Raw genomic sequence first — 24453 nt, 5'->3', positions numbered from 1 at the left:
CACCGATGACTGCTGACGAGCATCCCGCTGACACCCATGATCTGATCCGTGTGCAGGGCGCACGCGAGAACAATCTGAAGGACGTCAGCGTCGACATCCCCAAACGACGGCTGACCGTGTTCACCGGCGTCTCCGGCTCGGGCAAGAGCTCGCTCGTCTTCGACACGATCGCGGCGGAGTCCCGGCGCATGATCGACGAGACGTACAGCGCGTTCGTGCAGGGGTTCATGCCCTCGGTCCCGCGCCCCGACGTCGACGTGCTCGAGGGGCTGACCACGGCGATCATCGTCGACCAGGAGCGTCTGGGAGCGAACCCGCGGTCGACCGTCGGCACCGTCACGGATGCGAACGCGATGCTGCGGATCCTGTTCAGCAAGCTCGGCCACCCCTACATCGGCGGTCCGACGGCGTTCTCCTTCAACATCCCCACGCAGAAGGCCAGCGGCGTGATGACCGGCCCGGGCGGCGAGAAGAAGATCGTGAAGGACGCGATCTACCTCGGCGGGATGTGCCCGCGATGCGAGGGGAGGGGAGCGGTGTCCGACCTCGATCTCGCGCAGATCGTCGACGAGTCGAAGTCCCTCGACGAGGGCGCCATCATGGTGCCCGGGTACACCGCCGACGGGTGGATGGTGAAGGGCTTCTCACAGTCGGGCTTCTACCCGGGGGACAAGCCGATCTCGCAGTTCACCGAGAAGCAGCGGCACCTCTTCCTCTACGGCGAGGTCACGAAGGTGAAGATCTCCGGCATCAACATGACCTACGAGGGACTGATCCCGAAGATCACGAAGTCGATGCTCTCGAAGGACCTCGACGCCCTGCAGCCGCACATCCGCGCCTTCGTCGAACGCGTCGCCACGTTCGCGGTGTGCCCGGAGTGCGACGGGACGCGCCTCACGGAGGGCGCACGCTCGTCGAAGATCGAGGGCGTCAGCATCGCGGACGCCTGCCGGATGCAGGTGACCGACCTGGCCGCGTGGGTGCGCGGTCTCGATCTTCCGGAAGCCGGTCCGCTGCTGCAGGCGCTCAGCGCGAACCTCGACGCGTTCGTCACACTCGGTCTCGGCTACCTGAGCCTGGAGCGGCCGTCGGGCACCCTGTCCGGGGGAGAGGCGCAGCGCATCAAGATGCTGCGCCACCTCGGCTCCTCTCTGACGGACATCACCTACGTGTTCGACGAGCCGACCATCGGATTGCACCCGCACGACATCCAGCGCATGAACGGTCTGCTGCTGCAGCTGCGGGACAAGGGCAACACCGTCCTGGTGGTCGAGCACAAGCCGGAGACCATCGCGATCGGCGACCACGTCATCGACCTCGGGCCGGGGGCGGGCAGCGCCGGCGGGGAGATCTGCTTCGAGGGCACGGTCGAGGGTCTCAAGGCCAGCGGCACCAAGACCGGCGATCACCTCGAGGACCGCGCACAGCTGAAGGACTCGGTGCGCTCGAAGGCGGGAGCGATCGAGGTCCGCGGCGCCACCGCGAACAACCTGCAGGATGTCGACGTCGACATCCCGACGGGCGTGCTCACCGTGGTGACGGGCGTGGCGGGCTCCGGCAAGAGCTCGCTCATCCACGGCTCTGTGTCGAAGCGGGAGGGCGTCGTGGCGATCGACCAGGCCGCCATCAAGGGCTCCCGGCGCAGCAACCCGGCGACCTACACCGGCCTTCTCGAGCCGATCCGCAAGGCGTTCGCGAAGGCCAACGGCGTGAAGCCGGCCCTGTTCAGCGCGAACTCCGAGGGGGCATGTCCGTCGTGCAAGGGCGCCGGCGTGATCATCACGGAACTCGGCTTCATGGACACGATCGAGACGCCGTGCGAGGACTGCGGTGGCAAGCGCTTCCAGGCGAGCGTGCTGGAGTACAAGCTCGCGGGCAAGGACATCACCGAGGTGCTCGACCTGCCGGTGTCCGAGGCGCGGGTCTTCTTCAGCGACGGCGAGGCCAAGCTCCCGGCCGCCGCGGCGATCCTCGGCCGGATGGAAGACGTCGGGCTCGGCTACCTGTCACTCGGCCAGCCCCTGTCCACGCTGTCGGGCGGTGAGCGCCAGCGCATCAAGCTCGCGATCCAGATGGGGGAGAAGGGCGACGTGTACGTGCTCGACGAGCCCACGACGGGACTTCACCTCGCCGATGTCGACAAGATCCTCGGTCTGCTGGATCGACTCGTCGACGCCGGCAAGACCGTGATCGTGATCGAACACCACCAGGCGGTCATGGCGCACGCGGACTGGATCATCGACATCGGTCCGGGTGCCGGTCACGACGGCGGCAAGGTCGTCTTCGAGGGAACGCCGAGTGATTTGGTATCCCAGAAGTCGACACTCACGGGGGAGCACCTCGCGGAGTACGTGGGTGCCTGAGGCAGGGGAGGGGCGTACCCGACGCGCGCCGGGCTCGGGCAACTCGGTTCAGTCGCGTCGGGCGACGATCGTGTACGTGCACGGCAGGAGGTCACGTTCGGCCTCCGGCCAGGCATAGCCGCCGGGAACCTCGACCATCCGCTCGCTGAAGCGCCACGGCAGCGTTCGTCCTTCGTCGAAGTGCACGAGCCGGAGGCCGGCCCGCAGGAGCGCGCCGAGAATCTCCGACAGGGCGTGCGGCCACTCATAGGTGCGGGCGTGCGCGATGCGCCCGTCGCCGGCATAGGTAGAGTCATCGTCCCACTGCTGCGCATGTCCGGTTGCGAAGTACGAATAGCGGGTGGTCAGCGCCGGGGCTTCTTCGTCCAGCGCATAGAGGGCGGGATGGCCGTCTCGGATGAAGAACGTACCGCCGGGACGAAGCAGCGCGACGATCTGGGCAGCCCACCGATCCAAGTCATCGAGCCAGGTGACCGTCCCGATGCTCGTGTAGACGACGTCGAAGTCGCCCGCGACCGCGGCACGCGCATCCAGGACATCGGTCTCGACCCAGGTCGCCTCGATTCCCAGTCGGGCGGCGAACTCCCGGGCGGTGCGGAGCGCGGCCGGGGAGAAATCGACGCCCGTGACCGTCGCGCCAGCGCGGGCGAGAGAGACCGTGTCGGTGCCGATGTGGCATTGCAGGTGGCACAGGTCGAGCCCGGACAGCCCAGCTGGCGGGAGGAAGGGCATCAGCGAGGCGAGATCGTCACGGACGACGTCGCTCAGGTGCTCGGGATCGTCGAAGGCGTCGAGCCCGTAGGCCTCCGCGTGGACGGGAACTCGGTCCTCCCAGTTTTCCTTGTTCGCGTGGCGGGCGGACTCCCAGTCGATGTCGACGTTGCTTCCGTTCACGGTTCGAGCCTACCGAGGCGCTCCAGAGAGACGAGCGATGCTTTGGTATCCCAAAAAATGATGCGCAGGGGGAGTACCTCACCGAGAGACGCGGTTCGCTGGTGCTGCCCCACGCCAGGTCTCGATCACCGCGCGCGTACTCTGGTCCACGTCGGCCGCGCGGAACCACGCGTCGAGGTCCAGATGCTCGTACATGTCCCGAAACGCCGAGTCCGGCGTGTGCCCGAACCGCCTCAGGATCTCGTGGCGTTCGGCGACCTCGAAGGATCGCCCGTGCAGGATCTCCATCTCGCCGGCGTTTCCGAACGAGGCGAGGTAGTCCGCGACTGCGGCCTCGGTCGTGACGTCGAGCGCCCGGAGGAGAACCGCGGACACGAGACCCGTGCGATCCCACCCGGCGGAGCAGTGGAAGAGGATCGCGCCGTCGTCGGCAGTGGCGATCGCCGTCAGGACGTCTCCGAGCCGCTCGGGGAGCTCGCGGAGGTGATCGAGATAGTAGAGCGGAGTACCCCACCGGCCATCGGCTTCGTATGCCGCCCAGAACTCGACGTCGTCGCCGTCGAGGTCCACGCGGGTGCGGGTGATCGATGACGGCACGTCTCCACTGTGCTCATCGGGCCGACGCAGATCGATGATGGTGCGCACACCCGCAGCCTGCAGCTCGTCCCAGCCGGATGCATCGACGAGATCGAGTCGTTCTGCGCGGACGAAAACGCCTGACGGCGTCACCGTCCCGTCGGCACGCTCGAGGCCACCGAGGTCGCGCGCGTTGGCCAGGCCGGCGATGCGGAGGGTGCTTGTCATCGCAACAGTCTCGCATCCGACCACGGTTCGTCTCCGTGCTGCATTCCGCCGGGGCGCTGCGCCATGACCCCTCTCGAGATATAGCCGATAATGTATCTCATGTCAGATTAGCCAGCGGCCACTGGGTCGAAAGTGATACATTTCATTTATGATGGTGTGGATCGTGTACTTGGAAGAAACTCCTGGTTTCATCGGCGTTTTTGACGTCGAAAGCGACGCGTACGAATTCCAGGAAAAGTATGCGGCTGATAGCGGACTCTCAGTTCTGCTTACCCCCGTCTCTGTGCCTTATCGGGTCGCAGGAACAGATGGGCCTCTTTATTCGCAGTAGAGGCTACGACTCTCCTACCGCGCGTCATAATCAGAGAACGACGCGCCCGACCTCCCGCCACTCACAGCGGTGAGCTCGGCGGACGTTCCCGACGAGTACCTCGTCTACCCGGATGGAACACCACTTCCTGCTGATGCGGTGGTGATGACGGACGCGGAGATGGATGCACTTGGGTCGGACACGAGCATCGGCGCTCCTGAATCGACGCCAGGTGCGACCACGAGAGCGACGGTAGTAGGAAATTGTTATTTTGCGGTGGGACAAATGTGGAAGAGATCATCCGGACAGGGGTTCCCCTCCGGTTCAGTGGGCGCGAAGCCAGCAATCTCTAGTTGTTGGGGGAGCCGTCACCAAGACGTACATCAGGTCCATCGTTTTCATGCATAACGGGTGGCTCTGGGTTCCCGTCACTAAAGCCTTCGAGAGTTTTGGCGCGTGGAACATAGTGCAAAAAAGTGTCCAGTACAAATGCAATGGGACCGGGCAGCACACGTTCCGCGTTGTCTCGTATTTCAAAGCCTCTGGGGCCAAGGATGTCACCGCTGCGTCAGCTCAGCTCAGCTCCGGCGATTACAAGCTCCAGTGCGGCTAAAGAACTGTCTGATCTCATGACGCGGTGAGCAATCGCTGCACTGAACCGCGAGCTGGCCCCGTCACCCTCGAACCCGTCACCGTCATCTCGGACTACGAACGACGACTGCTCTCGAACAAGACGCTCGTCCACGCACTCGAGTCCGCATCGGCGGAAGTCGAGCGAGGCAAGATCGTCCCGGCTGAACGTCGACACGTCGCCGCTGACCAGCAATACGAAGAAGGCCCACGTTCGCACGTGGGCCTTCTTCGTATTGCAGCGCGATCCAACGCTACGAACAAGCGAGATCGGCGAAATCTTAGTGAATGACGATTATCCGATAATGCACATTATGTCAGTTCACGTCGTCACACCGCCGGAACGGCGCTCCCCTGCGAGCACTGCGACAATGGTGCGATGACTCCGGTGGGTGATGCGCAGACGCGTCTCGTGATCCTTCGCGGCGACTCCGGTTCCGGCAAGACGACGACGGCGCTCGCACTACGGCCGCTTCTCGGTCCGCGGGTCGCGCTGATCCATCAGGACTATGTACGTCGCGAGCTGCTTCACGACACCGACTCCCGCCGGCTGTCGAGGAATGCGAGCGCGTTGATCACCGCAGCCGCCCGCCAGGCTCTCGACCTCGGCTACGACGTGATCCTGGATGGCGTCTTCAATCTGCGCGACTACTCCGCACCCTTCGAGAACCTGCATCGTGATCATCGCGGGGTCACACGCATCTATCAGTTCGACGTCGGCCTCGAAGAGACCCTTCGTCGACATGCCAGTCGTCCGCTCGCGACGGCCTTCGGGGAGCCGCAACTCCGCGACTGGTACGACGGGTGGCAACCACTCCCCTGGTATGAGGAACGAAGGATCGGGCGGGAGACGTCGGTCGACGAACTCGTCTCGTCGATCCTCGACGACCTCGGCCCTCAGCGTTCAGCTCCCCGGTGATGCCATGAAGCTCTCCGCTGCGACATGATGGGCTCGTGGCCACCCTCCCATCCACGCGGAACCGTCGATTCGCTGCCCTCCTTGCGTGCCTCCCTCTCGCACTGGTCCTGGCGGCCTGTGGGGACTCCGACTTCAACCTCACCGAGGAGGATGCGTACGGAACATGGCGCGCGGGAAGCGACCTCCCCGCGACACTCCAACTCGCCGACGATGGGACGTTCCAGGCGACCGCGTGGCCGCTGGACGTGGGTTGCAGCGGGCACCCACCGCGCACAGCGGCCGAGTTGCGCGGAGGAGAGACCATCGACTTCTCGGGCACCTGGGAGGAGGGCGACGGTTTGTCGCAAAACCAGATCACGCTGACGTCGGACCGCGAGTCCCCGTGCAACATGAACCGGATATTCGCTGACTTCCGGAGCGAGGGCGGCGTCTTGTACACCTGCACGTTGCTCGACGCTCAGGTCGACCTGGCGACCGCAGAGAACTGGTTCATCCTCTATCAGGGCGAGCCGGAGACCACGCCGGACTCCGATCGCTGCTTCAACTACTGATCGCACCCGTGCAGTGCGGTCACGTGTTCTCCATCGGTTCACCCCCGCGCGCCCACTCCTCGCCTCCGCGAAAAGATCGATCCCCCGTCGTGCAACGTTTCGCCCCCTGCCGGGAATGTAGGTGCAGACGACGAATGGAGTGGACATGAAGGATACGGAGCTCGACGACCTGCTCGCGGCATCGATCGCACCGCTGCCCGCCGCTGTGACGCAGGCGGCGACCGTGCTGGCGAGCGAGACGAGGCCCGCGCGCCTGCGACGGGGCCGGATGCCGCGGCCGCGGTGGTTCGTTCCGGTGATCGTGCTGGGGGCAGTGGCGCTCACCGGCGCCGCGAGCATCACCACCGCGGAGCTCTCGGTGTGGCCCTGGGTGAGTCTGCCGGACGGCTATGAACGCACCATCCGGATTCCGGTCGAATACACGACGGATGAGGGTCACTCGGAGAACTGCGGCGCATACATCGAGCTGCGCAACGCCGAGGACGGCGATCTGGCGGCACTCGACGCCTCGCTCGAAGCGCGCGACTGGACCGGTTTCGGCCAGCAGCTCTATGCGCAGGGCACCGCCGTCCCGGGCGATACCGACAGCGAGGAGCGGGTGGGCAACGAGCTCTACCCCGCGCTCGTCGAGATGACCAAAGCGGTCCTGCCCCATGTGCTCGAACTCGGCGAAGACGGCGACACCGTCGCCATCGGCGCCATGGGGCTGAGCTGCCGGGTGGACGAGCAGTGAGCGGGCGGGCGGACGAGAAGCGGCGGCGCATCGAGCGAGCCGTTCCGGAGCACTCCCCTGCGCTCCTCGCCTACTTCGTGCGACGTGTCGATCCGGCCCACCTCGCCGCGGATCTCCTTGCCGAGACCCTGCTCGCCCTCTGGAAGCGCGCGAATGCGCTGCCTGACGACGACGACGAGATCCGTCCCTGGATGTTCGGCATCGCCAGGAACGTCCTGCTCCACCATCGTCGCGGCGCCGCGAGGCACCACGCGCTCGCGGACCGTCTCCGCAGCCAGCTCTCGACGGAGCAGGCCTCGGGTTTCGCGGATCCCACGGCATTCGGGGAACTGCACGAGGCACTCCGCCTGCTCGACCAGACGGATCGCGACATCATCGCACTCCGCCATTGGGATGGTCTCCCGCTCGTCGAGATCGCCCGTGTGCTGCGGATGAAGGAAGGCACCGTCCGCAGCCGCTACCACCGCGCGCGCGAGCGGCTGCGCGAGGAACTCCGGGACGTCACCTACGCGCTCGACGGACGGTGAACCCCTCGGGCGTTCGGCGCAGTCGCTACGCTGTCGTCATGCACCTGAGGCGCGGACTCATCAGCGTCGGCGGAGTCGCTCTCCTCGTCGGCCTCGCCGCCTGCTCGATGGTTCCGTCCATAGGCGTGGCCGACGAGCGCCGTCCGGGGACGCCGGCGGGCGTCGAGATCGCTCCGTTCACGGAGGGACCCGTCGTGGTCGCCTACGACGACGGCGGTGTCGACGTCGTGACGTGGGGAAGCTCCAGCTGCCCCGCCATGGCGACATCCGTCGAGAAGAAGGACGGCGAGTTCATCGCCACGTTCGAGCCCCCTTCCGAGGGCCCGTGCACCGCGGACATGGGCCCGACGACCCACGTCTTCACAGCCGCGTCGGTCGGCTCCACCGTGCCGGACACCTCCCGATTGATCTTCACCGACTTCGACGACGAGCAGACGGTGGAGGTCACCCGCGTCGGCGATCGAGGCGCCGTCGTGCCCTGAGTCGCTCCCTGAGCCGGAACTACTGCGCGGACCAGACGCCGAGTTCGTTCCCCGTCGGATCGGCGAAGTGGAGTCGTCTGCCGCCCGGGAACTCGTACGGCTGCTGCAGGATGGTGCCCCCCGCTGCCGCGATTGCATCCATCGTGGCGTCGAGGTCATCCGAGTAGAGCAGCACGAGCGGTCCGCCCACCGGTCGCGGCTCGTCGGCCAGCAGGAGCCCGCCGACCTCGCTGCCATCCCCACGCGGAGAGGCGATGCCCGCGTAGCCGGGGCCGTAGTCGTTGAAGCTCCAGCCGAACGCCGCGGTGAAGAAGCGCTTGGCCACATCGAGGTCGGTGACGACGAGCTCGACGTAGTCGATCGAATGGTGCAGAGGTGAGGTGGTCATGCGGTCAGGCTAGCGCCGGCATCCGACACGGCGCTCCGATCGGAGCGACGCCGTCACAGGAGTAGCGTGGAGACGTGCCGAAGGTCTCCCCCTCCCCCGTGTCGACTCCGGGGTGGCGAGCCTGGGTGATCTGGTCGGTCGGCGTCGCAGCCTATGTGCTCGCGATCACCAACCGCACCTCGCTCGGCGCGGTCGGCGTCGAGGCTGCCGACAGGTTCCAGGCCGACGCGTCGACCCTCGCGCTCTTCGCCGTCGTGCAGCTCGCCGTCTACGGCGGCATGCAGATCCCGGTCGGTGTGCTCCTCGACCGCTTCGGCTCGCGCCCGATCATGACGATCGGCATGCTCCTCATGGCGGCAGGCCAGCTCACCATGGCCCTCTCCCCCAGCATCGGGATCGCCATCTTCGCTCGCGTTCTGCTCGGCGCCGGCGACGCGGCGATCTTCCCCGCCGTCCTCCGCCTGGTCGCAACCTGGTTCCCCGCCCAGCGCGGACCCCTCATGGTGCAGTTCACCGGCATCATCGGGCAGACCGGCCAGCTCATCGCCCTCGTGCCCCTCGCCGCGCTGCTGCACGCGACGAGCTGGACCATCACGTTCGGGAGCATCGCCGGGCTCGGTGTCCTCTTCACGATCCTCGTGGCCCTCGTCATCCGCAACCATCCCGCCGAGAGCGGCGCCGACGTCACGGTGAACACCGACACGGGCGTCGTCCGCGTCGTCACCTCCGCGATCGACACCGGGGTCGGCATCCGTGCCGCCTGGGCCCATCCCGGCACCCGACTGGCTTTCTGGTCGCACTTCACCACGCCGTTCGCGGGCACGGCCTTCGTCCTGCTCTGGGGAATGCCCTTCCTCACCGCCGCAGAGGGCCTCGACACCGCGCATGCCGCCGGCATCATCTCCGTATATGTCGTTGCCGGCATGCTTCTGGGACCGGTGATCGGAGACCTCTCACGACGCCTCCCGAACCACCGGTCACTGGCACTGGTGCTCCCGGCCGTCGGCGTGCAGATGGCCGCGTGGATCGCCGTGATCGCGCTCCCCGACACCGCTCCCATCTGGCTCCTGTACGTGCTGGCGGTCGCCCTGGCCACCGGAGGCCCGGCCTCGATGATCGCGTTCGACCATGCGCGGACGCACAACCCCACCCATCGTCTGAGCACGGCGACCGGCGTCACCAACGCCGGCGGCTTCATCGCCGCCCTCATCGCGATCTTCCTGATCGGTCTCGTCCTCGACCTGCAGGGCGCCGGCACTCCCGAGACCTACACGCTCGAGGCCTTCCGGATCGCCTTCCTCATGCCGATTCCGCTCTGGATCCTCGGAACCGTGTTCATCCTGATCGAACGCAAGCGGACCCGCATCCGCATGGGGCTCGATCCCGAGCGACGCCGCTGAATCCTTCTAGGATGAGGCGTGGCCTCCGACTTCACCTTCTCCCACGACTCGACGAGAATCGACCGCGCCCGCGTGCATCGCTGGCTCAGCGAGCAGTCCTACTGGGCGAAGGGACGCCCACGGGAGGCACAGGACGCGGCGATCGATGCCTCGCGCAACTACGGCGTCTGGGATGCCGCCGGGGAGCAGGTCGGCTACGCACGGGTCGTGACCGACAGCGTGACGTTCGCGTGGCTCTGCGACGTCTTCGTCGATGAGCGCGTGCGCGGATCGGGTGTCGGCAAGATGCTCGTCGCCGGTGTCGTCGCCGACCTGGAGCCTCTGCCGCTGCGTCGCATCGTCCTCGCGACGGCCGACGCGCACGGCCTGTACGCACAGTACGGCTTCGCCCCGCCGGCGGATCCGAACCGCTACATGATCAAGAGCTTGACCGCGGACTGAGACGGCAGCGGAGCAGGTGCTGGACGGTCTCCACGATGAGCTCGACACTCACGTGCTCGGGGACCTCCGCGTCGCCGGCCTCGAACTCGGCGAGCTCGACTCCGCGGACGGACTCCACCGGCAGCGCCGCGAAGATCGCCGCGACCTCGTGCGGCAGCAGCCCCCCGCCCACGCGGTACGCGGCAGGGATGTAGCCCGGTTCGAGGACATCCCAGTCCACATGGATCCAGACCGGGCGCCCGGCGACCAGCTCGCGGATCCGCTCAGGAGTGCTCTCGGCCGGGGAGAGCACGGTCACGCCGGCGCCGTCCAGGAGATCCGCCTCCGCGGGATCGATGTCGCGTCCGCCGACCACGATCACCTGCTGCGGATCGATGCCCGCACCATGACCGCTGTCCCAGAGCCCGCATGCCGCCGCGAGGACCATGCCGCCCAGGTACCCGGACTCGGTGGTCTCCGGGGTGTTGAAGTCTCCGTGCGCATCGATCCATAGCAGGACGGCATCGGGGTGACGCTCCGCGACGGTCGGCAGGGTGCCGAGGCTCGCCGCGCACGTGTTGGTCACCAGGACCGGAGTCGTCCCTCGGCCGATGGCGTCACCCAGCGCGTCGCGCAGCCCCGTCAGGGTCCCCGCAGCCTCGGGAAGCGCCACCGTCCAGTCATCGACCGTGCCCGCCGACGGAGTGCCGACGACCACGGACTCGACGGCCAGGAGCGTCGAAAGAGCCGCACCGACGCGACGTGCACCGATGAGAGCGCCGTCGGTGCGGTCGGCGACACGTCCCTGAGAGACGATGAGGGAGTACGCGGATGTCATGACACCAGCCTGGCATCCGCCGCCCTGTCCCGGCAAAGCGAGCAGCGGCAGAGCGCTCAGGCTCGGCGCGGTGTCCACCCGGAAGGGAGCGGGCCGTCCAGCGCCGCACGCTCGCGGTCGGCGGAGGCCGACCAGCCCTGCGCACGATCCGGTGTGTCGAACGCGCCGCGCGCGAGCCGGAGCCCGACGTCTTCATGGTGCATGCGCGGTGCTCCCCCGCGGCGGACCGAAGCGCGGACGCTCCAGGCGTCATCGGCGAAACCGCCGCCACGGAACACGCGGTAGTCGTCGTAGCGCGCCGGATCCAACAGGTCCCAGCACCACTCCCAGACATTGCCGAGGGTGTCGAACAGACCGTTCAGGTTCGGCAGCTTGCCACCGACGTTCTGCGGTGACCGGACGCCGTCCGCACTCGTCCAGGCGGCGTCCGCCAGCGGGGCGTAGTGCGGGCCCGTGGAACCGGCCCGGCACGCATACTCCCACTCGGCCTCGGTGGGAAGCCGGTAGCCGTCCGCCGTCGTGTCCCAGCTCACGTCCTCGCCGTCGAACAGGTAGACCCGATCGAGGCCCTCCCACTCGGATGCCGCGTTGCAGAAGTGCACGGCGCGCAGCCAGCTGAGGTCGGCGGCCGGGCGGTCGGGGTGCCGCGCCGGGACACCCAGCACCTCCGCGAGCTGCTCCTCCGTGACCGGATACACGCCGATCTCGAAGGGCTCGAGCGCGACGTGGTGCTGCTCGGCACGGCGGGCATCCGTCATCGTCAGCGACCCCGCGGAGATGCGCGCCAGCTCGATGTCGCTCACGCGGTGGCTCGTCGCGTCGGTCGAGGACGATTCACGACGGAACCCGCTCGACCCAGGTCGGGTACTTCGCGGTGCGTCCGTCGCCGGACGAGGTGCGCGTGACGCGACGGCGCACCCACGGGCCCACGAACTCGCGATAGTACGCGATGCCGGACGGCCCTGCCCCCATCCGATCACTCGGAGCCCACCACGTCTCCGGCGGCTCGAAGCCGAGAGCGTGCAGCACCCGTGCGGCCACCCGATGATGACCGGACGCGTTCATATGCAGACGGTCATCGGCCCAGTAGGCGCCGCGCGAGAGCTCCCGATCAGGCCAGTTCAGGGCGCGGATCACGTCGGGGCGCTCCTCGATCCGTCGCAGCACCGCATCCGACAGCAGATCTCCGCGCCGCTGCACGAGCGACCCCATCGGGAGCTGACCGCTGGGGTTCGCGCCGGACAGCAGGATCATGGTCACGCCCTCCTCGTCGCAGCGGCGCAGCACCCGGCTGAACGCATCGGCGATGTGCTCGACGTCGGTCCGCGGTCGCAGCATGTCGTTGCCGCCGCCGTTGAACGAGAGGTGCGTGGGACGCAGCGCCAGTGCGGGTTCGAGCTGCTGCTCGACGATCGGCCAGGCGAGCTTGCCGCGGATCGCGAGATTCGCGTACTGGATCGGGTGGCCGGCGGCGTCGGCCCATCCCTGCGCGGCGAGGTCGGCCCACCCTCGCTCGCGCCCGTCGGGAAGGACGTCGCCGACTCCCTCGGTGAACGAGTCGCCGATCGCCACGAAGCGCACATCTGCCATCGGACCAGCCTATTGCGGTACGCCGACAGCGGGCGTCAACGGTCGTCGAGCGCCGCGCCGCCCCGATCGACGAGCCCCCATGCCGCAGCTGCCGCGCCGAGGAAGCAGCAGCCGAAGATCGCGAACAGCAGCGGTGCTCCCCCGGCCGCGAGCAGCGCCGGAACCGACAGGGGCGCCACGATCGACGCGATCCGCCCCACCCCGGCCGCCCAGCCGGCGCCCGTCCCACGGAGCGACGTCGGATAGATCTCCGGCGTCACGGCGTAGAGGGCACCCCAGGCGCCGAGGTTGAAGAAGGACAGCGCCATGCCGGCGATGATGATCGCGCTCTCCGCCGTGGCGGTGCCGAACAGGACGGCGGACACGGCAGACCCGACGAGGAAGACCGAGAGCGTCAGACGCCTCCCCCACACCTCGATCAGCCATGCGGCCACCGCGTAGCCCGGCAGCTGGGCGAGAGTGATGATCAAGGTGAAGCCGAAGGAGCGCACCAGGTCGAAGCCCGCATCCACCAGGATGCTCGGGATCCAGATGAATGCGCCGTAGTACGCGAAGTTCACGCCCAGCCAGACCAGCCACAGGCACAGGGTGCGTACCCGGAACTCGCGGTTCCAAAGCGTCGCCAGTCGCGCGCGCGCCGTGACGGCGATCGCGCGGGAGGCGGGCTCCTTCCGGATGGCCGGGGCGGTGACGACACGGGCATCCGCTTCGAACGCAGAGACGATGCGGTCGGCCTCCGCGATACGTCCCCGCGACGCGAGCCAGCGTGGCGACTCCGGCATCCGCCAGCGCACGAAGAGCGCGTACACGGCGGGGATCGCTCCCAGCGCGAACGCCCAGCGCCAGCCGTCGTCGGATGCCGGGATGACGAGGAACCCGATGACGGCCGCCGCCGTCCAACCCAGCGCCCAGAACGCCTCCAGCACCACGATCAGCCGACCGCGGATGCGGGCAGGCGCGAACTCGCTGACGTACGTCGACGCGACGGGGAGCTCTGCACCGAGTCCGAGGCCCACGAGGAACCGCAGCACCAGCAGGGCGGCGAGGCCGCCGACGAGCGCGCTCGCGCCGGTCGCGACGCCGTAGATGAGCAACGTGAGGGCGAACACCTGTCGGCGTCCGAAGCGATCGGCCAGGAGACCACCGAGCGTGGCGCCGATGGCCATGCCGAGGAAGCCGATGGAGGCGATCCAGCCCGCGTCGCTCTTGCTCAGGTCCCACTGCTGGGTGAGTGCGGCGAGGATGAACGAGATCAGCCCGACATCCATCGCATCCAGCGCCCAGCCGAGTCCGGACCCGGTCAGCAGGCGAAGGTGTCGACGCGTGAACGGCAGGACGTCCAGGCGCTCAGCCAGCGATGAGCGGCTCGGCAGGGCGGTGTTGGCCATGTCCCTCATCGTAGAGCCGAGCGCCGGACGGTCCGCGCGAGATGTCGTCAGTCGCGGGCTGCGAGGATCTTCCGCACCCGCGGGATCACCTCGGTGCCGTAGAGCTCGATGCTCCGCATCATCGACTCGTGCGACAGGGTGCCCGTGGCGTACTTCAGATCGAACCGGCCGAGCCCCAGCGTCGTGACGGTGTCGGCGATCTTCGCGGCCACCCGGTCGGGCGACCCCGAGTAGATGGCACCCTCCGGCCCGACGTCGTTCTGGAACCGAGCACGGCTGTACGCGGGCCAGCCGCGCTCGCGGCCGATGGTGTTGTTCATCGCCTCGAATCCGGAGTACGCGGCATCCCACGCCTCCGCGTCCGTCTCGGCGATGTGTCCGGGCGAGTGGACCGAGATGGGGTGGGAGGTGGTGCCGAACGAGGCGACGGAGCGGTGGTACAGGTCGACGAACGGCTTGAACCGCCCTGCCGGACCTCCGATGATCGCGAGCATGAGACCGAGGCCGTGGCGGGCGACCCGCACGACGGACTCGGGACTGCCGCCGACGCCGACCCACGTGCGGAGGCCCTTCTCCGTCTTGGGGAAGACGTTCGCGTTCTCCAGCGACGCGCGCATGGTCCCCGACCACGTGACCGGCTCTTCCTTGAGGAGCTCCACGAAGAGCTCGAGCTTCTGCTCGAACAGCGCGTCGTAGTCCCGCAGGTCGTAGCCGAACAGCGGGAAGGACTCGATGAAGGATCCGCGGCCCAGCACGACCTCGCCGCGACCGTTGGAGAGAGCGTCGAGGGTCGAGAAGCGTTCGAACACGCGGACGGGGTCGTCGGACGAGAGCACCGTCACCGCGGTGCCGAGGCGGATGTGCTCGGTCCGTGCGGCGATCGCAGCGAGCACCATCTCCGGCGCGGAGACCGCGAACTCGGTGCGGTGGTGCTCCCCCACGCCGAAGAAGTCCACGCCGACGGTGTCGGCGAGCTCCGCCTGCGCGACGATGTTGCGGATCGTCTGCGCTCCGGTGAGGAGTTCTCCGTCCGCGTCCCTCGTGATGTCGCCGAAGGTGTCCAGCCCGAATTCGATGCCCATGTCATCCCTTTCCATTCAGGTGAATGAACACACGCGACCCGAGCCGCATTCCCGTCAGCGCGGAAGCAGCGCGGTGCGGAGCGTGTCGAGGCCCACGCCTCCCATGTCCAGCGCACGCTTGTGGAAGTCCTTGAAGGAGAAGTCGTCGCCCTGTGCGGCGCGCACTCCGTCGCGGACCTGCTCCCAGATGCGCTGGCCGACCTTGTAGGACGGCGCCTGTCCGGGCCACCCGAGGTAGCGGTTGACCTCGAACTGGACGAACTGATCGGACATGTTCACGTTGCGGCGCATGAAGTCGAGGGCGTACTCCGCATCCCAGACACCGGTGCCGTCGAGACGCGGCTTGCCCAGGTGCACGCCGATGTCGAGGACCACGCGTGCCGCGCGCATCCGCTGTCCGTCGAGCATGCCCAGGCGGTCGGCCGGGTCGTCGAGGTAGCCGAGCTGTTCCATGAGGCGCTCCGCATACAGCGCCCAGCCCTCGGCATGACCCGAGGTGCCGGCCAGGAGACGGCGCCAGGAGTTGAGCTCGGCGCGGTTGTAGACGGCCTGGGCGATCTGGAGGTGGTGGCCCGGAACGCCCTCGTGGAACACGGTGGTGAGCTCGCGCCAGGTGTCGAACTCCGTGACGCCCTCCGGCACCGACCACCACATGCGACCGGGACGCGAGAAGTCGTCGGTCGGTCCGGTGTAGTAGATCCCGCCCTCCTGCGTCGGCGCGATCATGCACTCGAGCGTGCGGATCGCCTCGGGGATGTCGAAGTGGGAGGCGCCGAGCTCGGCGACCGCGCGGTCGCTCGTCTCCTGCATCCACTTCTGCAGCGCGTCGGTGCCGACGAGCTTCCGGGCGGGGTCGGCCTCGAGGTGCGCGACGGCCTCCTCGACGGACGCGCCGGGCAGGATCTCGTTCGCGATCGCCGTCTGCTCGGCGACCATGCGCTCGAGCTCCTCACGGCCCCACTCGTACGTCTCGTCCAGGTCGATCGTCGCGCCGAGGAAGCGACGGGAGTTCAGCGCATACAGCTCCCGGCCGACGGCATCGACCTCGCCGGCAGCGGGGGCGAGCTCCTCGGCGAGGAAGCGACGCAGCTCGTCGTAGGCGACGCGGGCGGCCGCGGAGTTGTCCGCCAGAGTACGCGCGAGCGACGCCGGGAGCTGGCCCTCGTCCGGATCGGCGTGCGCGACGAACGCGGCGAAGAACCCGTCGTCGGCGGTGTAGCGATCGATCTGCATCGCCACCTCGGTCACCTGGCGGCGCGCCGGCATGACGCCCTCCGCGATACCGGTCCTGAGGGTCTCGACGTATCCACGGAGCGCCGCGGGGACGGCGGCGAGTCGGGTCGAGACGACATCCCAGTCGTCGACGGTCGCGGTCGGCATCAGGTCGAATGCGGAGCGGACGTCCTGCGCGGCGGAGGCGATGACGTTGAGGTCGCGCAGGTGCCACTTCGCATCGTGCAGCTCGAGGTCCAGCCGCAGCTCCGCGCTGAGGTCCGTCTTGGTCACCTCGTCGATCGCGTCGACGGGCTCCAGCGCCGAGAGCCGGTCGAGCGTGACGCGGGTCGCTGCGGCGATCTCCTCGTGGCCTGCAGGGCTGAGGTCGCCGAAGCGGTCGTTTACCTCGTCGCGGCCGATGTAGGTCCCGAGAGTGGGTGCCAGAACCGCGATCGTGTCGACCCATTCATCGGCGACGGCGTCGATGGCGGTGGGGGTGCGGGGAGCTGAAGTCATGCCTTCCAGCCTAATCCCCGACCCCCTTCCGCACGGGGACCTCAGTGCGCGGCTTCGTTCCAATCCCGACCGCGACCGACCTGCACGTCGAGGGGCACCGACAGCGTCGCCGCGTCACCCATCCGGGTGCGGACGATGCGCTCGGTGGCATCCCACTCCCCGGGTGCGACCTCGACCACGAGTTCGTCGTGGATCTGCAGCAGGACGCGCGAGGCGAGTCCCTCGGTGCGGAGATCATCGTGGATGTGCAGGAGGGCGATCTTCATGATGTCGGCGGCACTGCCCTGGATCGGCGCGTTGAGCGCGGCGCGCTCCGCGTTCTCGCGCAGCACGCGGTTGGGGCTGGCGAGGTCGGGGAACGGGCGACGGCGGCCGAAGATCGTCTCGGTGTAACCGACCTCCTTCGCCTTCATGACCGATGCCCGCAGGTAGTCGCGCACGGCGCCGAAGCGCGCGAAGTACTCGACCATCAGCTGCTTGGCCTCGGACTGCTCGATGCGCAACTGCTTGGAGAGCCCGAACGCCGACAGGCCGTAGACCAGCCCGTAGGACATCGCTTTCACCTTGGTGCGCATCGCCGGCGTCACGTCGCTCGGCTCGACGCCGAACACACGGGCGCCGACGAAGCGGTGCAGGTCTTCCCCGCTGTTGAACGCCTCGATCAGGCCCTCGTCGCCCGACAGGTGCGCCATGATGCGCATCTCGATCTGTGAGTAGTCCGCTGTGAGGAGCGCCTCGTAGCCCGCGCCCACCTGGAACGCGCTGCGGATGCGGCGGGACTCCTCCGTGCGCACCGGGATGTTCTGCAGGTTGGGGTCGGTGCTGGAGAGCCGCCCGGTCTGGCTTCCGGTCTGCACGTACGTCGTGTGCACGCGGTGATCATCCCCGATCGCCGTGTCGAGCGACTCGATGATCTGACGGAGTTTGGTGGCCTCGCGGTGTTGGAGGAGCAGGCTCAGGAACGGGTGCGGGTGCGACTCCTGCAAGTCGGCGAGGACGGCGGCATCGGTCGAGTACCCGGTCTTGGTCTTGCGCGTCTTCGGGAGCTGCAGGTCTTCGAAAAGGACCTCCTGCAGCTGCTTCGGGGAACCGAGGTTGAACTCGCGCCCCACGACCGTGAACGCCTCCTGCGCGAGGCCCTCAGCCCGCGTCGCGAGTTCGCCGGAGAACGTCGACAGCACCTCGTGGGAGACCGCGACGCCCGCCACCTCCATATCGGCGAGGGTCAGCAGGGTCGGCAGCTCGATGTCGACCAGGACCTTCGCCACGGATTCGGGGATGTCCTCCCGAAGGGCATCGGCGACGCGCAGGGAGAACCACGCCTCCTGCGAGGGTGTCGCCCCCTCGGTCTCGGGCACGAGCTGGGACGGGTCGGCCTCGGGGAGCTTCTCCCCCAGGTAGCGCTCGACGAGATCGGAGAGCGTCTTGTCGGGGAAGCTCGGCCGCAGCAGCCAGCCGGCGAGACTCGTGTCGTAGGCGAGACCACCGAGGCGGATGCCCTGGCGCACCAGAGCCTTCACCTGGGGCTTCGCGTCGTGCAGGACCTTCGCACCATCGGACTCGAGCCAGCCGCGGAGCTCGTCGGCCGCGGCATCGGTCCAGTCCGCCTCGCGCAGCTCGGTGAGGGTGGCGGCGCCGATGCGCACCGGAGCGCCGCCCTGCGTCGTCAGGCGGAGTGCCACATCCCCCTCCTGCGCCGCAGCCCAGGTCGCGAGCTCGGCGGGAGAGACCTCGCCCGGGACCGGCAGCACGACCACGGAGGCCGGATCGTCCGCGACCTCACCGGCGCCGACTGCCTCGAACACGCGAGGCAGGAGGGTACGGAACTCGAGCCGCGCGAAGATGTCGCGAACGGCCTGTGCATCGATGGGAGCCACCGCGAGATCGGCCGGTCCGACCGGAAGCTCCACATCGGTCAGGAGACGGTTGAGCTTGCGGTTGCGACGGACGTCATCGATGTGGTCGCGCAGGTTGCCGCCGACCACGCCCTTGATCTCATCGGCGCGGGCGATCAGGTCGTCGAGCGAGCCGAACTGCGTGAGCCACTTGACCGCGGTCTTCTCGCCGACCTTCGGCACGCCGGGCAGGTTGTCGCTGGTCTCTCCGACGAGCGCCGCGATGTCGGGGTACTGCTCCGGGCGGACGCCGTAACGCTCCTGCACGGTCGTCGGGTCGTATCGCTTGAGCTGAGAGACGCCCTGGACCGACGGATACAGCAGCGTCACGTCGTCGTTGACGAGCTGGATGGTGTCGCGGTCGCCCGAGACGACGAGGACGTCGAAGCCCTGCTCGGCACCCTGCGACGCGAGGGTCGCGAGGATGTCGTCGGCCTCGATGCCCTCCTTGGTCAGGACGGGGATGGACATCGCGGCGAGGCAGTCCTGGAGGAGCGGGATCTGCCCCTTGAACTCCTGCGGCGACTCCGACCTGGTGGCCTTGTACTCCGGGTACTCGTCGGTCCGGAACGAGTGACGCGAGGTGTCGAAGGCGATGGCCAAGTGCGTCGGCTGCTCGGCCTTGATGAGGTTGACCAGCATCGACAGGAAGCCGTAGATGCCGTTCGTGTGCTGGTTGTCCTTGGTCGTGAAGTTCTCCACCGGGAGGGCGAAGAAGGCACGATAGGCGAGCGAGTGGCCGTCGACGACCATGAGGGTAGGCTTTGCGGAGTCCGTCACCCTGTCAGCCTAACGAGGACGACAGACACCCGCTGAGGAGGATGCATGAGCGACGTCGCGACGAGCGAGGGACTCGACTGGGCCACGGCCCGCGGGATGGGCGCGCTGGCCGAGAAGATGGGCATGGAGTTCGTGGAGTTCAGCGTCGATCGCTGCGTCGCGACCATGCCGGTCGAGGGGAACACGCAGCCCGTCGGCCTCATGCACGGCGGCGCATACGTGGTGCTCGGCGAATCGCTGGGGTCGATGGCCGCCAATCTGCACGCCGGAGCAGGCCGACTCGCTGTGGGCGTCGACATCAACGCCACCCACACGCGTTCAGCGACCTCCGGAGTGGTCACCGGAGTCTGCACGCCCGTGCACCTCGGGCGCAGCATCACCGTCCACGAGATCGTGGTGACCGACGATCAGGGCCGACGGTGCTCGACGATCCGGATCACGAACATGATCAAGGACCTTCCCGCCGCGAGCTGAGCGGTTGCTCCAGCAGCAGCTGGAACAGCAGGTGGTCCTGCCACTCCCCCGCGATGCGTAGATACTTCGGCGCGAGCCCGATGCGCTCGAAGCCGTTGCCGAGCAGCACCCGCTGGGATCCGACGTTGTGAAGAAGTGTGGCCGCCTGCATCCGGTGGAGCCGCAGCTCATCCTGTGCGTACTCCGCGGTGCGTGCGACGGCGCGGCTCGCGAGTCCCCGTCGCAGCCGGGACGCTCCGACCCAGTAGCCGAGATCGGCGCTCCAGAACGCCCCGCGGACGATGTTGTTGATGTTCATCCGTCCGCGGATCTCGCCGTCGTCGGACTCGATCACGAGTCGGACGCTCCGTCCGGCAGCGGCGTCGTCCACGCACTGCTGCGCGTGCTGCTCCTGGGATGCCTCCGTGAAGAAGCTCTCATCGCGCGTCGGCTCCCAGGGCGCGAGGTGCTCCCGGTTCTCCGAGTAGGCGAGTGCGAGGGCGGCCCCGTCGCCGAGGCGGACCGGCCGCAGGATGTGCTCCGAGTCGAGTCGGAACACCGCTCTACTTCTTGGGAGCGAGCTGCTCGATGATCGCCTTGGCGACGTCCTGCATCGTCAGACGGCGGTCCATGGACGCCTTCTGGATCCAGCGGAACGCCTCGGGCTCGCTCAGGCCCATCTTCTCGTTGAGCAGGCCCTTGGCCCGGTCGACGAGCTTGCGGGTCTCGAAGCGCTCGACCATGTCGGCGACCTCGGCCTCGAGCGTGATGATCTGCTCGTGACGGGCCAGCGCGATCTCGATCGCGGGGAGGAGATCGTTCGGGGTGAACGGCTTCACGACGTAGGCGAGGGCACCGGCCTCGCTGGCGCGCTCCACGAGCTCCTTCTGGCTGAACGCCGTGAGGAGGACGACGGGTGCGATGTTGCCCTTGTGCAGCTTCTCGGCCGCGCTGATGCCGTCGAGCTGCGGCATCTTGACGTCCATGATCACCAGGTCGGGGCGCAGCTCGGTCGCGAGCGCGACGGCGGTCTCTCCATCACCGGCCTCGCCGACGACATCGAAGCCGTTGTCGCGGAGGATCTCGACGATGTCGAGACGGATCAGCGATTCGTCTTCGGCGACGACGACGCGTCGGGGTGCGGATGACGTGGGCTGCTCAGCCTGTTCTTCGTGCTCGGTCACAGAACCATCCTAGTGGAGTGCCCCTGTCAGCAGGCCGTAGGCGGTCGGCGCGGACGAATCCCGTCCGCCCCCTGCGCTACAGTCGTAGACGCGACACACGAGCCGGCGTGGCGGAATGGCAGACGCGGAGCACTCAAAATGCTTTGTCCGAAAGGGCGTGTGGGTTCGAGTCCCACCGCCGGCACCCTCCATCGACGTCTGTCGTCCCCGGTCCCGTGAACGGCCGAGCCTCACCAACGTGAGCACACGCATCAGTTGGTGTCAGCGCGTCCAGACGATCGCATCGATGAGTTCAACGCTCGGTGCGAAAGCTACCCAGTCGTCTGCAACGAGGAAGACGAGCGGCGAGGGTCCGGGAATGTCGACCTCCCAGGTTCCCCGGGCGTCGGTGGTAACGGTCGAGCCGCCTTGGGGCGCCATTGCAGCAATCAGTGCATCTCGCTCCTCCGCAGTGATCGCTCCCCAGCCATATGCCGCAATCGGATGCATCTGACCGTCGAAGCCCCATCCACAAGAGAGGGAGGGACCCGAGACTTCGCCGATGCTCGTGCCCAGCGGCTTGGCCCGCGACGTCAGGTTCATCGCCTCCATCGTGTCGACCACGAGGGGTTCGAGCATCGTGTCGCAGCTGAGATCGTCCGCAGCGGGCAGCGTGACCTCCGGGGAAGGCGCTGGCACCTCGGCCTCCGTTGTCGCCGTGACGGTGATTGTCGGCGCCGGCGTCACTGCGGCCTCTGGCGCGGAAGAGCATCCGCTCAACAGCAGCGCAGCGGCGACGCCGGTGGTCGCCAAGGCAAGGCGAGAAGTGTCGGTCATGCTGCGATCGTATCGAGCCGAGGCAATCATCCAAGGTCATTCGGCGAGAACGGCGAGCTCCGCCAGCACCCGGGGATGCGCGAGGATCCGGAAGTGGCCACCGGTGTCGAGGCGCACGTTCTTGGCGCCGGCCAGCTCGCTCCCCTCGGGGATGTGGGGGTCGAACGCCGCGTAGATCGACACGATCCGCTCGTTGATCGTCAGCTGCAGCGCGAGACCCACGATGGACGGGGCCTCCGGCGAGAACTCGCGGAGGGTGCGGGACAGCATGAGCCGCGCGTAGCGTGAGCCTCCGAACGGCGTCGCGATCGCCAGCATGGAGCGGACCCTCTCCCCCGCGGCCCCGGTCATGACGAGCTTCCCGGCGAGCCCGCCCTTGCTGTGCGCGACCAGGATCACGTCGGTCAAGCCGCGCTGCTCCAGGAACTCGGCCACCGCCGCGGCCATGTCCGCTACCGGACGCTGATTCCGCGCGAGGGTGTCGACGACGTGGACGGGGTGTCCGCGTTCGTGGAGAGCCGTGACGAGCGGCTGCATGAACTTCCACGTCTCGTACACCCCGGGGAGGACCACGATGTGCGGACCGTCACCGGACTCGAAGGAGGCGGGGTCCGTGCGATCGAAGAGGGCACGAAGCTGCCAGGAGCCCGCGTAGACGTAGTCGGCGATCCACCAGCCCGCCTTCCTCAGCACGCCGATGACGTGCTCCCCCGACGACGATGCAGATCCATGACTGAAAGCTACCCGACGCGCACGACAGAGGGGGCGGAGCCGAAGCCCCACCCCCTCTGGATGCTGTACGTCAGACGCCGGCCTTGTAGATCGGTGCCGCGCCGCGGATCGCATCGCCGACCTTGTGCACGCGAAGGTCGTTCGTCGATCCGATGATTCCGGGAGGGGAACCGGAGATCACGACGACCTTGTCACCTTCGGCGGCGAGGCCGTTTCCGAGCAGATACTCGTCGACCTGGTGATACATCAGGTCGGTGTGCTGCACCATGTCGACGAGCGTCGAACGGATGCCCCACGTGAGCGCCATACGACGGCGGATGCCGGGCTCCGGCGTGAACGCGATCATCGGGATGCGCGACCGCAGACGCGAAAGACGGCGAGCGGAGTCGCCCGACTGCGTGAACACGCAGAGGAACTTCGCGTCGACGAACTCGGCGACCTCGAGTGCGGCGAGGGTGATCGCACCACCCTGGGTGCGGGGCTTGCTCGTGAGCGGCGCGATGCGCTCCAGGCCGTGCTCCTCGGTCGACTCGATGATGCGGGCCATCGTCTCGACCACGACGACCGGGTAGTCGCCGACGGACGTCTCGCCGGACAGCATGACGGCGTCTGCACCGTCGAGGACGGCGTTCGCGACATCCGAGGTCTCGGCGCGCGTCGGCACCGGGCTGTTGATCATCGACTCGAGCATCTGGGTCGCCACGATGACGGGCTTCGCGTTGCGACGAGCGAGCTCGACTGCGCGCTTCTGCACGATCGGCACGGCCTCGAGCGGCAGCTCCACGCCCAGGTCGCCACGGGCGACCATGATCGCGTCGAACGCGTCGACGATCTCCTCGAGCGCCTCGACGGCCTGCGGCTTCTCGACCTTGGCGATGACGGGGACCTTCACGCCCTCCTCGGCCATGATCTCGTGCACGCGGGTGACGTCGGCGGCGTTGCGCACGAACGACAGCGCGATCAGGTCGGCGCCGATGCGCAGACCCCAGCGCAGGTCATCCTCGTCCTTCTCGCTCAGGGCGGGCACGTTCACCGCGACGCCCGGGAGGTTGATGCCCTTGTTGTTGGACACGGCACCGGCGACGATGACCTTCGTCGTGACGGTGACGCCGTCGGTCTCCACGACCTCGACGCGGACCTTGCCGTCGTCGATCAGGAGGAAGTCACCGGGCCGGACGTCCTGCGGCAGTCCCTTGAAGGTCGTTCCGCAGATCTCCTTGTTGCCGATGATGTCTTCGGTGGTGATCTTGAAGATGTCGCCCTTGGCGAGCTCGTACGGGCCGTCCTCGAACTTGCCGAGACGGATCTTCGGGCCCTGCAGGTCCACGAGGATCGCGACGGGACGGCCGGCGTCCTCCGCCGCGCGACGCACGTTGGCGTAGTTGTTCTCGTGCACGGAGTAGTCACCGTGGCTGAGGTTCAGTCGCGCAACGTCCACCCCCGCATCGATCAGTGCGCGCACCGTCTCATACGTGGAAGTTGCGGGGCCCAAGGTGGCGACGATTTTCGCGCGTCTCAACAGATACTCCAGGGTAGAAATGGG

At 67.8% G+C, this 24453-nt stretch carries 24 protein-coding genes and 1 tRNA gene; 10 read left to right on the top strand and 15 right to left on the bottom strand.

Going from position 1 to position 24453, the window contains the following annotated elements:
* The first annotated feature begins 5 nt into the window (after nt 1-5).
* Entirely contained in the window at nt 6-2363 is a 2358-nt protein-coding gene (locus tag AC07VM_RS15855) for an ATP-binding cassette domain-containing protein (protein WP_494912171.1), read from the top strand.
* 48 nt (nt 2364-2411) lie between these two features.
* Here the strand turns inward: AC07VM_RS15855 and AC07VM_RS15850 are convergent, their stop codons facing one another.
* A complete protein-coding gene (locus AC07VM_RS15850) occupies nt 2412-3257 on the bottom strand; it encodes a class I SAM-dependent methyltransferase (RefSeq protein ID WP_494912170.1) in 846 nt (281 codons plus the stop codon).
* Nucleotides 3258-3335: 78 nt separating this feature from the next.
* A complete protein-coding gene (locus AC07VM_RS15845; protein WP_494912169.1) occupies nt 3336-4061 on the bottom strand; it encodes a tyrosine-protein phosphatase in 726 nt (241 codons plus the stop codon).
* A 1319-nt stretch (nt 4062-5380) separates the two neighbouring features.
* Between AC07VM_RS15845 and AC07VM_RS15840 the strand changes: the two genes are divergently transcribed.
* From AC07VM_RS15840 to AC07VM_RS15820, 5 genes are all read left to right on the top strand, one after another.
* On the top strand, nt 5381-5920 hold the full coding sequence (locus tag AC07VM_RS15840) for an AAA family ATPase (protein WP_494912168.1): 540 nt from the start codon (nt 5381-5383) through the stop codon (nt 5918-5920).
* Nucleotides 5921-5955: 35 nt separating this feature from the next.
* The gene (locus AC07VM_RS15835; protein ID WP_494912167.1) at nt 5956-6471 is read left to right on the top strand and encodes a hypothetical protein; all 516 of its coding nucleotides are present in this window, start codon (nt 5956-5958) and stop codon (nt 6469-6471) included.
* A 145-nt stretch (nt 6472-6616) separates the two neighbouring features.
* Nucleotides 6617-7204 carry a hypothetical protein gene (locus AC07VM_RS15830; protein ID WP_494912166.1) on the top strand — a complete coding sequence of 196 codons (588 nt, stop codon included), beginning with the start codon at nt 6617-6619 and terminating at the stop codon, nt 7202-7204.
* Complete coding sequence (locus AC07VM_RS15825; RefSeq protein ID WP_267414468.1) at nt 7201-7731, top strand: RNA polymerase sigma factor; 531 nt, start codon at nt 7201-7203, stop codon at nt 7729-7731. Before AC07VM_RS15830 ends, AC07VM_RS15825 begins: the two co-directional genes overlap by 4 nt.
* Before the next feature lie 38 nt (nt 7732-7769).
* Nucleotides 7770-8213 (top strand): hypothetical protein, encoded by a 444-nt coding sequence (locus tag AC07VM_RS15820; protein WP_494912164.1) that lies wholly within the window; start codon nt 7770-7772, stop codon nt 8211-8213.
* A gap of 19 nt (nt 8214-8232) precedes the next feature.
* On the opposite strand, the gene AC07VM_RS15815 is transcribed toward AC07VM_RS15820, so the two are convergent.
* The gene (locus AC07VM_RS15815; protein ID WP_494912162.1) at nt 8233-8601 is read right to left on the bottom strand and encodes a VOC family protein; all 369 of its coding nucleotides are present in this window, start codon (nt 8599-8601) and stop codon (nt 8233-8235) included.
* Between the two features lie 74 nt (nt 8602-8675).
* On the opposite strand from AC07VM_RS15815, the gene AC07VM_RS15810 reads away from it, so the two are divergent.
* Both AC07VM_RS15810 and AC07VM_RS15805 read left to right on the top strand, forming a co-directional pair.
* Nucleotides 8676-10001 (top strand): MFS transporter, encoded by a 1326-nt coding sequence (locus AC07VM_RS15810; protein WP_494912161.1) that lies wholly within the window; start codon nt 8676-8678, stop codon nt 9999-10001.
* Between the two features lie 18 nt (nt 10002-10019).
* Nucleotides 10020-10442 carry a GNAT family N-acetyltransferase gene (locus AC07VM_RS15805; protein WP_494912159.1) on the top strand — a complete coding sequence of 141 codons (423 nt, stop codon included), beginning with the start codon at nt 10020-10022 and terminating at the stop codon, nt 10440-10442.
* On the opposite strand, the gene AC07VM_RS15800 is transcribed toward AC07VM_RS15805, so the two are convergent.
* From AC07VM_RS15800 to polA, 7 genes are read right to left on the bottom strand one after another with little or no spacing between them, the layout of a single operon-like run.
* On the bottom strand, nt 10420-11259 hold the full coding sequence (locus AC07VM_RS15800; protein WP_494912158.1) for an arginase family protein: 840 nt from the start codon (nt 11257-11259) through the stop codon (nt 10420-10422). The two genes, AC07VM_RS15805 and AC07VM_RS15800, sit on opposite strands and share 23 nt — an antisense overlap.
* 56 nt (nt 11260-11315) lie before the next feature.
* A complete protein-coding gene (locus tag AC07VM_RS15795; protein ID WP_494912157.1) occupies nt 11316-12062 on the bottom strand; it encodes a formylglycine-generating enzyme family protein in 747 nt (248 codons plus the stop codon).
* A 31-nt stretch (nt 12063-12093) separates the two neighbouring features.
* The gene (locus AC07VM_RS15790) at nt 12094-12849 is read right to left on the bottom strand and encodes an SGNH/GDSL hydrolase family protein (RefSeq protein WP_494912156.1); all 756 of its coding nucleotides are present in this window, start codon (nt 12847-12849) and stop codon (nt 12094-12096) included.
* A 35-nt stretch (nt 12850-12884) separates the two neighbouring features.
* The gene (locus tag AC07VM_RS15785; RefSeq protein WP_494912155.1) at nt 12885-14237 is read right to left on the bottom strand and encodes an MFS transporter; all 1353 of its coding nucleotides are present in this window, start codon (nt 14235-14237) and stop codon (nt 12885-12887) included.
* A 47-nt stretch (nt 14238-14284) separates the two neighbouring features.
* Nucleotides 14285-15319, bottom strand: a complete 1035-nt coding sequence (locus tag AC07VM_RS15780) for an LLM class flavin-dependent oxidoreductase (RefSeq protein ID WP_494912154.1) — start codon at nt 15317-15319, stop codon at nt 14285-14287.
* 54 nt (nt 15320-15373) lie between these two features.
* Nucleotides 15374-17050, bottom strand: a complete 1677-nt coding sequence (locus tag AC07VM_RS15775) for a DUF885 domain-containing protein (protein WP_494912153.1) — start codon at nt 17048-17050, stop codon at nt 15374-15376.
* Between the two features lie 41 nt (nt 17051-17091).
* Nucleotides 17092-19725: a DNA polymerase I gene (gene polA / locus AC07VM_RS15770; RefSeq protein ID WP_494912151.1), complete on the bottom strand. Its 2634-nt coding sequence runs from the start codon at nt 19723-19725 to the stop codon at nt 17092-17094.
* Nucleotides 19726-19770: 45 nt separating this feature from the next.
* On the opposite strand from polA, the gene AC07VM_RS15765 reads away from it, so the two are divergent.
* Nucleotides 19771-20199 (top strand): hotdog fold thioesterase, encoded by a 429-nt coding sequence (locus AC07VM_RS15765; RefSeq protein WP_267414492.1) that lies wholly within the window; start codon nt 19771-19773, stop codon nt 20197-20199.
* Here the strand turns inward: AC07VM_RS15765 and AC07VM_RS15760 are convergent.
* Nucleotides 20174-20737 carry a GNAT family N-acetyltransferase gene (locus AC07VM_RS15760; RefSeq protein WP_494912150.1) on the bottom strand — a complete coding sequence of 188 codons (564 nt, stop codon included), beginning with the start codon at nt 20735-20737 and terminating at the stop codon, nt 20174-20176. The genes AC07VM_RS15765 and AC07VM_RS15760 overlap by 26 nt on opposite strands.
* A gap of 4 nt (nt 20738-20741) precedes the next feature.
* A complete protein-coding gene (locus tag AC07VM_RS15755; protein ID WP_017202127.1) occupies nt 20742-21362 on the bottom strand; it encodes an ANTAR domain-containing response regulator in 621 nt (206 codons plus the stop codon).
* A gap of 101 nt (nt 21363-21463) precedes the next feature.
* Between AC07VM_RS15755 and AC07VM_RS15750 the strand changes: the two genes are divergently transcribed.
* Nucleotides 21464-21546, top strand: a tRNA-Leu gene (locus AC07VM_RS15750).
* 77 nt (nt 21547-21623) lie between these two features.
* On the opposite strand, the gene AC07VM_RS15745 is transcribed toward AC07VM_RS15750, so the two are convergent.
* The 3 genes from AC07VM_RS15745 to pyk all read right to left on the bottom strand — a co-directional run bounded on the left by AC07VM_RS15745 (nt 21624) and on the right by pyk (nt 24429).
* Nucleotides 21624-22178: a hypothetical protein gene (locus AC07VM_RS15745; protein WP_494912149.1), complete on the bottom strand. Its 555-nt coding sequence runs from the start codon at nt 22176-22178 to the stop codon at nt 21624-21626.
* Between the two features lie 36 nt (nt 22179-22214).
* Nucleotides 22215-22871: an esterase/lipase family protein gene (locus AC07VM_RS15740; protein WP_494912147.1), complete on the bottom strand. Its 657-nt coding sequence runs from the start codon at nt 22869-22871 to the stop codon at nt 22215-22217.
* A gap of 109 nt (nt 22872-22980) precedes the next feature.
* Nucleotides 22981-24429: a pyruvate kinase gene (gene pyk, locus AC07VM_RS15735; RefSeq protein ID WP_267414503.1), complete on the bottom strand. Its 1449-nt coding sequence runs from the start codon at nt 24427-24429 to the stop codon at nt 22981-22983.
* Nucleotides 24430-24453 lie beyond the last annotated feature (24 nt).

Source organism: Microbacterium sp. GW821-FHT01D02 (assembly GCF_059422585.1).
The sequence above is the reverse complement of the archived record's forward strand: the minus strand, read 5'-3'. Positions and strand labels throughout refer to the sequence as shown.

Coding starts and splice junctions, on each gene's coding strand:
- AC07VM_RS15775 (WP_494912153.1), bottom strand. CDS start 17,050: ATGACTTCAGCTCCCCGCACCCCCACCGCCATCGACGCCGTCGCCGAT.
- AC07VM_RS15840 (WP_494912168.1), top strand. CDS start 5,381: ATGACTCCGGTGGGTGATGCGCAGACGCGTCTCGTGATCCTTCGCGGC.
- AC07VM_RS15785 (WP_494912155.1), bottom strand. CDS start 14,237: ATGGCCAACACCGCCCTGCCGAGCCGCTCATCGCTGGCTGAGCGCCTG.
- AC07VM_RS15800 (WP_494912158.1), bottom strand. CDS start 11,259: ATGACATCCGCGTACTCCCTCATCGTCTCTCAGGGACGTGTCGCCGAC.
- AC07VM_RS15745 (WP_494912149.1), bottom strand. CDS start 22,178: ATGACCGACACTTCTCGCCTTGCCTTGGCGACCACCGGCGTCGCCGCT.
- AC07VM_RS15790 (WP_494912156.1), bottom strand. CDS start 12,849: ATGGCAGATGTGCGCTTCGTGGCGATCGGCGACTCGTTCACCGAGGGA.
- AC07VM_RS15765 (WP_267414492.1), top strand. CDS start 19,771: ATGAGCGACGTCGCGACGAGCGAGGGACTCGACTGGGCCACGGCCCGC.
- AC07VM_RS15845 (WP_494912169.1), bottom strand. CDS start 4,061: ATGACAAGCACCCTCCGCATCGCCGGCCTGGCCAACGCGCGCGACCTC.
- AC07VM_RS15780 (WP_494912154.1), bottom strand. CDS start 15,319: ATGGGCATCGAATTCGGGCTGGACACCTTCGGCGACATCACGAGGGAC.
- AC07VM_RS15855 (WP_494912171.1), top strand. CDS start 6: ATGACTGCTGACGAGCATCCCGCTGACACCCATGATCTGATCCGTGTG.
- AC07VM_RS15830 (WP_494912166.1), top strand. CDS start 6,617: ATGAAGGATACGGAGCTCGACGACCTGCTCGCGGCATCGATCGCACCG.
- AC07VM_RS15820 (WP_494912164.1), top strand. CDS start 7,770: ATGCACCTGAGGCGCGGACTCATCAGCGTCGGCGGAGTCGCTCTCCTC.
- AC07VM_RS15815 (WP_494912162.1), bottom strand. CDS start 8,601: ATGACCACCTCACCTCTGCACCATTCGATCGACTACGTCGAGCTCGTC.